The organism is Aquimarina spongiae, from assembly GCF_900141785.1.
Taxonomy (GTDB): Bacteria; Bacteroidota; Bacteroidia; order Flavobacteriales; family Flavobacteriaceae; genus Aquimarina; species Aquimarina spongiae.
On sequence record NZ_FQYP01000009.1, the window covers coordinates 170,587 to 183,218 of the forward strand.

The 12,632-nt window shown below is 31.7% G+C and carries 8 protein-coding genes; 1 reads left to right on the forward strand and 7 read right to left on the reverse strand.

The genetic code is table 11. The features are described 5' to 3' along the window. Positions 1 to 392: 392 nt before the first annotated feature. The 6 genes from BUE24_RS19680 to BUE24_RS19710 form a co-directional block, all read right to left on the reverse strand. Positions 393 to 2,249 (reverse strand): hypothetical protein, encoded by a 1,857-nt coding sequence (locus BUE24_RS19680; protein ID WP_139242061.1) that lies wholly within the window; start codon positions 2,247 to 2,249, stop codon positions 393 to 395. Positions 2,250 to 2,300: 51 nt separating this feature from the next. After that, positions 2,301 to 4,205, reverse strand: a complete 1,905-nt coding sequence (locus BUE24_RS19685) for a leucine-rich repeat protein (RefSeq protein WP_073320039.1) — start codon at positions 4,203 to 4,205, stop codon at positions 2,301 to 2,303. Positions 4,206 to 4,264: 59 nt separating this feature from the next. After that, a complete protein-coding gene (locus tag BUE24_RS19690) occupies positions 4,265 to 5,713 on the reverse strand; it encodes a hypothetical protein (RefSeq protein WP_073320042.1) in 1,449 nt (482 codons plus the stop codon). Between the two features lie 571 nt (positions 5,714 to 6,284). Continuing rightward, complete coding sequence (locus BUE24_RS19700; protein WP_073320048.1) at positions 6,285 to 7,949, reverse strand: tetratricopeptide repeat protein; 1,665 nt, start codon at positions 7,947 to 7,949, stop codon at positions 6,285 to 6,287. Positions 7,950 to 8,086: 137 nt separating this feature from the next. Next, the gene (locus BUE24_RS19705) at positions 8,087 to 9,700 is read right to left on the reverse strand and encodes an AraC family transcriptional regulator (protein WP_073320051.1); all 1,614 of its coding nucleotides are present in this window, start codon (positions 9,698 to 9,700) and stop codon (positions 8,087 to 8,089) included. Between the two features lie 109 nt (positions 9,701 to 9,809). Beyond that, positions 9,810 to 10,448: a hypothetical protein gene (locus tag BUE24_RS19710; RefSeq protein WP_073320054.1), complete on the reverse strand. Its 639-nt coding sequence runs from the start codon at positions 10,446 to 10,448 to the stop codon at positions 9,810 to 9,812. Positions 10,449 to 11,060: 612 nt separating this feature from the next. Between BUE24_RS19710 and BUE24_RS24285 the strand changes: the two genes are divergently transcribed. Then, entirely contained in the window at positions 11,061 to 11,297 is a 237-nt protein-coding gene (locus BUE24_RS24285) for a hypothetical protein (RefSeq protein WP_073320056.1), read from the forward strand. A 538-nt stretch (positions 11,298 to 11,835) separates the two neighbouring features. On the opposite strand, the gene BUE24_RS19720 is transcribed toward BUE24_RS24285, so the two are convergent. Continuing rightward, a complete protein-coding gene (locus BUE24_RS19720; RefSeq protein ID WP_073320059.1) occupies positions 11,836 to 12,501 on the reverse strand; it encodes a hypothetical protein in 666 nt (221 codons plus the stop codon). Positions 12,502 to 12,632 lie beyond the last annotated feature (131 nt).

Here is a 12,632-nt window from a genome sequence, read left to right on the forward strand (position 1 = left end):
GTTTGGAGCGTTAGAAAAGGCAATGTAGTTATGAATTTCAATAAAAACGGTTCAAATTATAATTTGGCACTACTTCTTAAATGAAACTTAAAGCTTTGATTTTTAATACGTTGTTTTGTGAAATATGAATTTGAATAATGTCACTCACTAAAACTTTTGGATCCAATGTACTATGCCAAATCATTTTATTTGTGAATGCAGATTTTGGCAATTTTTAGCTGAAAAAGGAGCTATAAAATTTCATAGATACCTCTAATCGGTCAATGCTTTCTTGTAATTGTGAATACTAGATTTTCCTTTAATCACTACAATTTCATCTTTGTATTCAATTAGTTATTGAGTGCATCTTTTTCATTTTTATTTCAAGAATTCTTTTGTCAAATTGATTCATTTTAGTTCGAAAGAGATACGTTATTTCCGTTATCTCTAAGAGTTTGGGCATGTTCTAGTGCTTGAGTAGAAGCTTCTCCTCTCGCGGTTATGCTTTTTCCGGTTAATGCTGGTGTAACATTTACAAGTCTTGCAAATATTCTATCAATTGTTGTTGTGGAAAGTCGACCGCTATTACCCAGTCGCATACTTGAAAAATCTTGAACAGAAGATAAATCTAAAGAGGTTATTAAGCTATTAGAATCAATATTTAATTCGGAAAAAGAAGCCAGATTCATAAAATTAACATCTGTCAAAAGTTCTTCGGTAATAACTATACGTCTGATGTTGGTAATCATTTCAAGATTTTGAAAATCTATGTTGGTTAACGAGTGATTACTATTTATTCTTATATCGGTAGAAGTATTGAAACCGGTAACTGTAGTTAAACTAGGAAATGCGAGAGACGTAATAGCACCATTTCCTGTTATAGTAACTCCAGAATTCAAGGTGGTAAGATTAGAGAAATCCATATTGTTCAACATACTATTGTTTGATATAGTAAGAACAGTTCGGATGTCAGAAACTCCAAGCAAAGTTAACTGTGGGAACCGAATATTTTCTAAAGAATTATTACTAATTATCCCTAAGTTACCATTTAATGTAGCTAGGCTAGCAAAACTAATAGTGTTTAAATTTTCGTTTGCTGAAATAGTAATTGAAGCATCGGTATTTTGTAGTCCGTCGAATCGTATATTGGTCAAAGCATTATTTTCCGAAATTTGAATACCTTCAGTAAATGTTAGACTTGGCAGTGAAATGGTACTTAGATTTTCATTTTCTCGGATCTGTACTCTTGTGGCTTCTTGTAATACATCAAAATTTATTTCCGTTAAGTTACTTTCGTTAATATCAAGAGATAAAATACGTAACAATCCAGGAAAGGATAGGGAAGTTAGATTGGTGTTATTTCTTAAGCTAAAAGTATTTGTAATCTCCTGAATAGAGTTTGCTTCAAAAAGGGTTAAATTTTCATTGTTTTCAATACGTAATCGTCCAAATTTATTGATAGATCCCAAACTCACGGTACGCAAAGCTATGTTACTTCTTATTGTAATACCAGCACCATCTTCTTGGGTATTGGCAAGTAAGGGAATCGTTACAGTTTGTAAATCTTCATTTTCCTGTATGGTTAAGAAGTTTAAAGTTTCTACGCTAGGAAGATTAATTTCGGATAATTTAGTATCAGAAATAGATAGACTGCGTAATACCTCTAAATTGGGTAAATCAAGAGTTGTCAAATTTTTTGATGGTCGTAGTCGAAGACTTCCTATTTCCTTCAAAGCTGGTAGACTGAGAGTTTCAAGCAATTCGTTTTCATCAAGTTCTAATCTATTTGAATTGATAAGATTATTTAAGTTAATAGTATTTAATACAGCGTTATTCTCAAAAATAATGGATGGTACAGTTAATAAATTTTCAAAATTTATTGTTGTTAATGTTTCATTATTTTCTACAGAAACGTCTTCGATAATAGACTCTAAATTGGGCAAAGAAAGACTTTGTAGACTTTTGTTACCTGTAACTTCTAGCTTTATTAAGTTAGATACTTCTGTAAGATCGAGAACGGTTAGATTTGTAGTATTAATTACCAAAATAGAGTGCGTATTCTTGCCAAAATTTTGTTGAGCAATTTCTGCAGCTTCTTCATTTGTGATATCACCAGCAAATACAACGTATTCTAATCCAACATCAAAGCCATCTATACCATCAATACCGTCTTCACCATTAGTACCATCAATACCGTTTTCACCATCGCTGCATGAAAAAGAAAGCATAGCTAAAGTGATTATAAAAAATTTGTAAATTATACGTTTCATGGGTTTATTTTTTTGATTGAATTCAATAGGTTTTTTAAACAACTTTTGAAATTAATTTCTGATCGTAAGTGAATTGCCGTTTGCTCTTAAGGTTTCTACCTGTGCCTGTGCCTCTGTAGAAAGAACACCGCGTAAAGAAATTCTTTTTTCAGTAATTGCAGGAGTAATACTAACTAGTCGAGTGAGTAGATTATCGATAGTCATTGTAGATAATCCTCCTGTACTATCAAAATCTAAAGTTCTAAAATCCTGAATAGAAGAAAGATTGATTGATGTCAACTGAATTGTTGAATTTATATCTAATTCTGAAAAAGTCGTAAGTTTACCAAAATCGACTGTCTCCAACTGGTCTTCAGAAATATCCATAGAATTAATAGAATTTACCCTTTCTAGATTTGGGAACGAAATGTTTGAAATCAGGTCATTATCGATAATCCTGAAATTAGGGCCGTTTTCATTACCAATTGTAGTCAGTAAGGGGAATGTCACTTCGGTTAAAGCACTGTTACCTGTAATAGTAAGACCTAGAAATAGGGTAGTTAAGTTGGGAAAATTAAGATTTGTAACAAGAAGGTTGTCAGAAATATTAAGATTAGCTCGAGTTTCACGACCAATGACCGTTAACATAGGAAAGGATATTGTCGTAAGGGCAGGATTATTAGAAATCGAAAAACTTGATAGCGAATTTTCTAAGTTTGGAAAAGAAGTAGTCTGCAAACTTTGATTATCTCCTATAGAAAAAGATCCTTCATTACTTCTTAAAAGATTGAACTCAACATTTTCTAGCAATGTATTTTGAGAAATTGATATCTCATCGGTACTTATCAGTTTAGGAAATGCAATATTGTTTACCAGATTGTTGTCTGAGAAACTAATACTAGGATTACCTTCTTCTAAATTTGGAAATGCTACACTTGTTAAAACTTCATTTCCTGAAATTGATATTCTTGTACAATCTATTAATTCAGGAAAGGAAATAGCGGTAATTTTTGGATTTGATCTAAAGGAGATATCTCCAGCAGAGGTGATACCGTCTGTATCTATTAGCGTTAAGTTTTCATTATTACTAATAGCTAAGCTGCCAGGGTTTCTTAAACTTGTAATATCAATGGTTGTAAGGCTGCTATTGTTACTTATCAAAATACCAGGACCATCAATACGTATTTCACCGTCACCAAAGCGAGTATTTCCAAGAACCGAAGTACTATTGGTTAACGAAGGTAAATTAATAGTCTCCAGAGCTAAATTCTCTATAAATACCAGTGCTCCATGAGTTGTTAGATTTGGAATATCGATTGTTGTTAGCATTTCGTTTTCTCTTATCTCTATCGCATTTACAGATTGTAAAGCGCTTAAATTCAATGTGTTTAGACTTTCGAGATTTAAGATTGATAATCTATTTATAATATCAGTCAAAGACGGTAGATCTACATTTTGTAATAATGGGTTTTCAAGAATTATGAGCGTTTCTACCCTAGTAAGATTTCCAAAATTAACAATATTCAACATTTCGTTCGAATTAATGGAAAAGCTTCCAAAGGAGTTTATTAAATTAGGAATATCAATACGTTCTAAGGATTGATTTTCACTAATAATTACGCGCTCATACGTAAATTCTAAATTAGGAAGCGATAATGTTTGTAAATTTTCATTATCTGTAACTTCTAAGTGTACCAAAGTTGAAATTTGTGACAAATCTAATGTGGTTAGGTTGGTCGTATTTTTGATTAATAAAGTATGTGTATTTCTTCCGCTAATTTCAGCGGCAATAACACTAGCTTCATCATCAGTAATATCCCCAGAAAGCACAACGTATCCTAAACCTCCATCAGCGCCGTTTCTGCCATCTGTCCCGTTGATACCATCTATTCCATCTACGCCATTCTCCCCATCTTCTGGACTACAAGACACACCCATTATAGTGATTACAATTATCACAAAAATTCTAATCGACATATGTTTCATTATTAAATGCTTTAAGTTTTACTTTTTAAAATTTTATACTTTTCGAATATCTAATCTCTTAGCGTAACTGTATTACCGTTGGATCTTAAGGTTTCGATATCGGTTAAAGCCTGAGTCGAGGCAGTACCAACTAATGAAATTGAGGTATCGGTAATAGAAGGAGTAATATTTATTAGTGTACTTACTAAGTTATCAATTACTGGAGTAGACATTCTAGGAAAGCGCAGTGATGAGAAGTTTTGAATAGAAGATAATGCCACACTAGTCAGTGTGCCGTTAGAACGAACAGAAAATGTAGAAACCGTGGTTAATTCATTAAAATCCAATATTTCTAAGCCGTCAGATCTAATATCAATAGTTTTTGAAATGTTATTTCCCAAGTTTTCCAGATTAGGAAAAGCAATGCTAGTGATAAGGTCATTATTCCAAATTCTGAAACTAAATCTATTCTCGGTTCCAATAGAAGTTAATAATGGAAAAGAAAGATCTTCTAGCATATTATTATCGCTAATTTGTATTACAAGATTAATGATTTCTATTTCGTCGAAATTGATACTTGTCAAAGCATCATTTCTGGTTATATCTATGGATGCTGCACTTTTTAAACTTGAAAACGTAGCATTTGTTAATAAAACATTATTTGTAATTCTTATTGTACCATTAGCTGTAACCAAATTGTTCATACTAAACAGGGCTAACCTTGGATTGCTAGAGATAGAAACACCTCCAACTTCATCGAGATTACCGAAATCTACAGATTGTAAATTTTGGTTATTTCCTATAGTAAAAGAGTTTTCGTTTTTACCAGTAGTTGACTCCAATAGAGGTAAGCTGAAACTCTGAATCATCTCATTATTCGAAAGAGATAGACCCAAGAGTTTTCTTAAGTTAGGAAGATCTATTTGAACTAAACTTTCATTATTTGTGATATTCAAAACTTCTATTTGAGCCGCAAGAGGTAAACTTAAATTTTGTAATATTGGTTGTGAGGAGAATGAGATACGTTGTGCACTTGTAAGACGTGGAAAGTTAATAGATACCAACAATTCGTTATTACCAATAGCAAAATTACCCAATGTAGTTTCTAGAATTGGCAGATCTATGTTTTCTAACTTGGGGTTACCAAAAATTTGTACGTTATCAAAAGTCGTTTCTAAATCCGGTAAACTAAGGGTTTGTAGATTTTCGTTACCATTAACTTCCAAAACTGCTAAAGTTGATATTTCTGATAAATCTATAGCTGTAAGATTTGTAGTGCCAGAAATTGAAATCGTATGAGTGTTTTTACCTAAATTTTCTGTAAGACTTGTTGCAGCTTCGTCGTTGGTAATATCTCCTGAAAGTATAATGATTCCAAGCCCATTATCAGGTCCATCGGTCCCATTGATACCGTCGACTCCGTCAACACCGTCTATACCATCTGCACCATCCTCGCCATTGCAAGAAAAAGCTATAATCGCTAGAAGAATCAAAGAATAGCTAATCAATTTACTTTTCATGATTTGTAATATTTAGGTTTGTTTGTTTGCTTAGATTTAAAATGAGTGTGGTCAAAAGTAGGCGGGATGCATCGTAAAAAAGTACCAGATTATAATTTGGTACACGTAGTTTTCGAATATGCGGTATTTAATACTGTAAGTACTAAATGCTTTTTACCAAAAACGGATACTCGGAAAAAAGGTAAACACCAAGACGAGATATACCGCAAGAGCGGATAAGAATATAGCGGCAAAAAATCATGTTATCTTGGAGAAGTTGGGTAAAAGCAAAATAGTACCTATACTTATCGATCCAATCATAAATGTTAAAAAAGAACAAAAAAATAAAACAAGTATCAAACCTCCAAGATAATCTCCTCCAGAAGAATTGCTATTACTGCCAAAAAAATCTAAAGTAAAAAAAGATAGGAATGCTGATAAAATGGTAAGTATAATGAGTATAATAAATATTATTTTCAGCGGCTTCATTATTTTGGATTTATGTATTTCTTTAGCATATAGGATACTTTAATATTTTACTGAAAATAAAAAGAAGTGACTGATAAAAAGTGCCAAATTATAAAGTGGAGCTTTAATTTGTGGTTAAAGTTTTTTTGTTCTGAAATTCTGAAGGAGTAAGCCCAACTAATTTTTTAAAAACTCTATTAAAAGAAGTCTTACTTGGAAATCCGGCTTCATATCCTATGGCTAAGACTTTATAGTTTTTATATTTTGGGTCTTGCATTAATTTTTTTGCGGTATCTACTCTGTAGATATTGATAAAGTTGTTGAAATTCTTCTGAAAGCATACATTTAGCATTTCGGAAAAAAGATGTACACTCATGCTTAGTTGATCTGCAATATCTGATTGTTTGATCTCGTGGTCTAAAAATGGCTTTTCTTTATCCATATAGTTTAAGATAAGTTCCATGTACTTTTGCTGATCCTTTACAGAAATAGAAGATTTTTTGGTTTGTGATTTTTGTTTGTCCTTTTCAAAAGTTCCTTGTTTTTGTATCTGTTCGGCAAGAGCGTTAAGTTTATCTCTTAGTACTCCATTTTCATTTTCTAATAGTATTTTAATATCCTTTAACTGTGATGACTCTTCAGTTAATTTTCTTCTTTTGTTTTGATAGATTATTGAGGATATAATTAAAAGAATAGTCAAAACAATTCCCGAAAAAATGAAAACTTGTTTTTCTTTTATCAAGGAAAGTATGGATTTCTTTTGCTCAGAAATAATGTCAGATTTTAATTCAGATTCTTTCGCTAACTTTAATTGTTGAGCTTTTGATAATGTTTTAAAATATCTCTCTCTAGTTTCTGTGTAGGCCTTTTGCTCTCGAAGAGAACTTTTGATGCTATCTAATGCTTCATAGGTTTTTGTTAGATATTCATGAGATTCCATTTGGATATTCAAAAAACTTCCTTTAATCGCCAAATCGCGGGCAATTTTTAATTTTTTAAGAGCTTGGATCGGTTGGTCAGACAAATAATAAGAAATACCCATCACGCAATTGGCTGAGGCCTCAAGCTCGATGGATTCATTATGATCCATTCTATCCAAGGCTTTTTGACTATTTTCTATAGCTTGTTCATATTTCCCTAGGTGGCGTTGACATTCTGAGATATTTATCAAAGCACCTATAATTCTATCATTTCTGTTCATTTTTTCAGCAAGATCTTTTGCCTTGTACATATATTTTAAGGCTTCGTGATAATTACCTTGATTAAGATTTGCTGTTCCTAAGGAATTATATGCTGAAATAATGAAGTTATCCGGATTTTCTTGATACTTCGCAAGCTCTATTACTTTTTGCATAGAACTTTTAACTTTCTCGTAATTTTCTATACTGTTGTAGAGGTTTCCTAAGTTGACTTGTACTAGAATTCTTGAAAATGAATTTTCGGGAAGGGAATTACTAAGTTTTTCTGCTTCAAGATATTTAGCCAATGATTTTTCGTACTGATCTACTTGCTGATGATAAATAGCCAGATACGTTAATGCAGAAACTTGATCTTCCTTTAATTCATTAGCTTCTGCAATTAAAAATATGATTTGACCATACTTTTGAAATGCTTCTAAATCTCCAGCTCTATGTGACTTGCTTAGTAATTGTCTATATTTTGCAATACTATCTTTGGGAGAATTGACTTTTTGACTATATATATCAAAGTCTGTTTCCGTTTGATTTTGGGCAAATAGAGTAGAGACTGTGGTAAGTACGTAAATAATTAGAAATGGGAGCTTTTTCATGTTATTTAACCTCAAAAAGATTACTTACGGTAAAAATAAATCAAAAATATTACTTTAGGAAAAGCATTTCTTTCTCCTGAAGTAATAAACCTTTGTAAAACTAATTATAGTTAAGACAAAAAAGTTGAAATTCTCATTTATAAAGCAATTTCATCGCTCTGTTTATTTCGATATTCTGAAGGGGTTTGGCCTACCAAATTTTTGAAGACACGATTGAATGAAGTTTTACTGGGAAAACCAGCTTCATAACCTATAGCTAGAATTTTATATTGGGAGTATGCGGGGTCTTTAATGAGTTGTTTAGCTTTATCCACACGATATAAGTTCATGAAATTATTAAAGTTCTTTTCAAAGCATACGTTTAATATTTCAGAAAAGAGATGTATTGTCATGCCGAGTTTTTCGGCAAGAAGGGATTGATTCATTTCATGGTCCAGATAAGGTTGTTCTTTTTCCATATAATCTAATATCAAACTCACATATTTCTCCTGTTCTTCTTTAGATAGAGAGGTTTTTTTAGCATTGTTTTTCTCATTTCCGTTGATGGTGCTAGTAGATTTTTGTTGTGCTATCTTCAGAATCTTTTGTTTAAGGGCTTCATTCTCATTTTGTAATAATTCTCGATCCTCCTTTAATTGATTTGCTTCAAACTCTGCTTGTTTCTTATTTTTCCTGTATACAAACAATATCACTAGTAATGTAACAGCGATACTAACTCCTATCCAAATTGATGTCCATTTAAATGAGTTTTCTCTTTTTAGAAGTACTTCTGTATCTGCCAACTCCTGCTCTACATCTAATCGTTTTGCTTTAGAAAGAGTTTGTAAGTATTTTTCTTTAGCATTGATGTAGCCTTTCTGTTCCATATTTGCCTTTTTTAAGTTTCCCTGTTTTTCGAAAACTATAGTTAGCTGCTTATGTGTTAACATTTGGACTTTTAAAAACTGATTGGTAATAGCAACTCCTTTAGCCATTTGTAAAGGTGAAATGGCTTCATTGTATTTTTCAAGCCCTACTAGAGAAGCTCCTAATAGATAGTTGTTTAATGCTCTAAGTTCGATAGATGGGACTGTTGAATGAAATGTTTGAGCTTGTTTACTATACGTTAATGCTTGTTCATATTGATTTAGTTTTAAATAGTTTTCGATCATGCCATTTAGGGCGTTTAGGATAATATCATCACGTTTTAACTCTTCTCCTATCGCTTTGGCTTTTTCCAAGTATTTCAAAGAAAGTGTGAAGTTTTTGTTTCCAGAAACAGCATCAGATAGGCCGGTGTAAGCGGCCATTCTATAAATGTTTGGTCCATTGAAGTCTTCGATGTATTTTAAAGCTTTATCAAAAGATTCTTTTGCTTTTTTGTGATATCCTATCTGATTATATACATGTCCAAGATTTATCAGAATAACGGTTTGTTTTTTATAACTATCAGGAATATCTTCAGAGATTTCTAGGGCTTTTGAATAATAGGTCATTGCCTCATCGTAAGCATCAGTTTTCTTATAGTAAACCCCTAATCTTGTTAGTGCATCAATTTCGTGCTCTCTAAGCTGATTTGCTCGTGCAATACTTAAAATAGAATCTGTATATAATTTGAAATTTTTATAATTTCCAGCATCATAAGTATCACTTTGCAACTGTGTTAAACGCTCAATCTCTGTTTTGGGAGTTATATTATGCTTTTCTTTTTGAGAAAATACAGGGCTAAAAAGAAAAAGAATGAGGTAAAGATTAGCAACTAATTTTAACATTAGAACTATTTTTAAGGTAGTTGCAAATTAAGAATTTATTTTTTTGTTGAAGCTCTGTTCCTATGTTGAACCTAAACCTTACTTGAATCAGTTATTACCGCTACTACAATTAATTATCCAATGTGTTTACAATTAGTTCGGTATTCGATATTATGCAATTGGTGAATTTGGAGATGGGTACGCTTACTTCTTCTCCGCTAAAAGAATTTTTGGGATATGCTTCGTTGGTCAATTCTTCATATATGTTGTTCCTATCTGAGTTTTTACTACTGACTAAGGTTACTTTTTTTGCATCAATAGTTTTTATGATATACACGTTCTTGGTAGTTGCTATCAAATCATCTGTGTTTAATTTTTGGAGGATTTGTTTTTTCTTTTCTGCACTTTGTCCCATGAAGGATTCTTGGTATTGTTTAGTTGCTTTCAATTCATTTATAAAACCTATAGGAACCCCAATAAGAATAGCTAAGGCTATAACCCCAAAGCTGTAATAACCCCACATAGGGATGTTATGGTTGCTCTTCATCCCTAAAGCAGCTGCTTTTATTTCCGGGCTCCACAAACTTTTTTTTATTTTTTTACCTGTGTCCTTACAAATCAGTTGTGTTACTTTTTTAGGAAACAAAAAAAAGAGAACTCGAACGTCGCGACGCATTAATTGAAGAAATACATCATTAGATACACAATTGTTGGAATCAAGTTGAAATCTTCGTTCTTCGACAATGTATTCTGTTACTGATATGAACATAAGATGTTTGTTTTGATATGAAAAATGGAATCAAAACTAACTTACTTTTTTAATAAAATGGTTCCAAATTATAATTTGGGGCTTATGATCATAAATATCCTGTTTGTTAATGTCTATATCTATAAAATCTTTTGGAACAAAGATCATGCATGGGTGGGTACTCAATATTATATTACTATGTGAGCATTAAAAACAATAAGGAAGAACTAGGAAAGGTAATATTGGCAGTAAAAGGCTTTATAGGGGTCCCTAAAGCCTTTTGTAGAGCAAGTGTACAATGTGACTTTTTGTGAAGAGGTGAGTATTACCTCAAAATAATAGTTAAACAAATTATTAATTATTTGATAAATAAGGTGTTAACTCTGTTGTAAAGATACAATAATTTGGATTAAACACATCAAATAGAATTGTTTTTATGAACCTGTAAAGATAGAATGAGTTTAGTTCCCTTCTAAACTAAATAGCAGAAAGAGGTGTAGCGTTATCTTTTGCAACCTCTATTTGAAATGGAGACTTACAATTTACTATTGGCATATTCTTAGTTTAACCTATCTCTTTTAATGGTCTTTTTATACTTCTTGGTAATAATTAAAATTATGGAGAGTACTGGTAATGTTGAAATCAAAATTTCCGTTTAGATTCAATGGAACTCTTGGAGAACTTTTAGGGGATCTTGAGAAATTCGAATTGGCAATTACTATTGAAGGTGACCAAGGTGGTGGTAAAACCAGATTCACCTATCAATTAGCAGACGCTTTTGCAGAGATCGGAAATCGAATCGCTATTTTTTCTTTAGAGATCGGTAGTAGATCTGATCTCATCACTCGTATGAAAGAAGAATATATGTAATTCCAGAATCAGAACAACAAATTAGTACTATTTTTATTGTAATCTTCCAACGAACTATTCAAAAAACTGCAGGTGGTGGTACAGCTCCACTTTTTGATGCAGGGTTTAATATTGAAGTGGTTAAGGTGGATGATACGTTTGAGAATAATTATGCGGTAACGTCTAAGAATAGATATGGAATTACAGGAATTAAACGGAATATCCATACTGAAAAAATAATTTCTGAATAGTATTAATTAAAGGTTAAAAAGAAACGGTCAGTATCCAGAAAATGTTTATTGTAAAAAACACCACAAACAAATAAGGAAAAAATAATAGGTTCAATGAAAATCCTTATTTTAGATTCAACATAAACATGCAAATCACCCCTTGTCCGGATTAATTCCAGGCAAGGGGTATTTTATTTTACTTAAGTTAAGCAGTTACTATATCTAATTGAATTTCGATCTTAAATATACTTTTTAATTGACTTTACTCTACATTTGTTGCCCAATAACCTAGCTGTTCAACTACAGATTGTTTAAACTTATTCATATTTTTACTGTACAAATTGACAACCTAATTTTCCAGTCAAGGTCCGTTCTCCAGTTTCGAGATTATACTTAATTTCTTCACTTAATACGTAATTTGGCACAAAATCGAGTAATTCAGGACAGATTGTATAAAGGTCTACTTTCTTTGTAGAGTATTTCCAGCCTATTAAAAACTTCTCGTCATCAGAAACTTCAAAGGTTTCACTTACTGTTTCAAAATTAGAAACAGTTTGATTTTTAATGTTGATTATGACGTAACTATTACTATTACCATCTCCTCTAAAGCCAAAAATGATATGTTTTTTTAAGAGTTCCTGTATATAAGACCATTCAGAACTTTCTGAATCTATCTCGCTCTTTTTTTTCATAAATAGTGCATCTTTAATATTTACTATAAGCACATTTTCCAGTTGTTTCGGTTTTTTAAAGATGTAGTAATCCGAAGCATCTGCACTATCCGAGTATTTTTCCAAAACACCATAATCAATCCCTTCTTTTGTATGAAACCTTAATAAAAACTTCTTCTCTTTTAACTCATACAATAAGTATTTTGTGTTACCCTTATTCCTGTAATCTGTTATTTTTTGAAGTGTATAGCTTTCCGTTTCCGATGTATTATTGCAGGACAGTAATAGAGCTGAAAGGATTATTAACAAAATATAAATCTTCATTTGTTTTTCTTATTACCAGATGTAATCTATTATTAGCATTTAAGTCGATATGGAAAAATCTGGTGTTACTTTTATTACTTTATTTTTTATATGAATATTGAACATTATTAGTTGTTCTCGTAAAAATTGTA

Bases quoted from the DNA above. Each gene is read 5' to 3' on its own strand.
- BUE24_RS19700 (WP_073320048.1), bottom strand. From the start codon at position 7,949: ATGAAAAAGCTCCCATTTCTAATTATTTACGTACTTACCACAGTCTCT.
- BUE24_RS19720 (WP_073320059.1), bottom strand. From the start codon at position 12,501: ATGAAGATTTATATTTTGTTAATAATCCTTTCAGCTCTATTACTGTCC.
- BUE24_RS19680 (WP_139242061.1), bottom strand. From the start codon at position 2,249: ATGAAACGTATAATTTACAAATTTTTTATAATCACTTTAGCTATGCTT.
- BUE24_RS19710 (WP_073320054.1), bottom strand. From the start codon at position 10,448: ATGTTCATATCAGTAACAGAATACATTGTCGAAGAACGAAGATTTCAA.
- BUE24_RS19685 (WP_073320039.1), bottom strand. From the start codon at position 4,205: ATGTCGATTAGAATTTTTGTGATAATTGTAATCACTATAATGGGTGTG.
- BUE24_RS19690 (WP_073320042.1), bottom strand. From the start codon at position 5,713: ATGAAAAGTAAATTGATTAGCTATTCTTTGATTCTTCTAGCGATTATA.
- BUE24_RS19705 (WP_073320051.1), bottom strand. From the start codon at position 9,700: ATGTTAAAATTAGTTGCTAATCTTTACCTCATTCTTTTTCTTTTTAGC.
- BUE24_RS24285 (WP_073320056.1), top strand. From the start codon at position 11,061: ATGTTGAAATCAAAATTTCCGTTTAGATTCAATGGAACTCTTGGAGAA.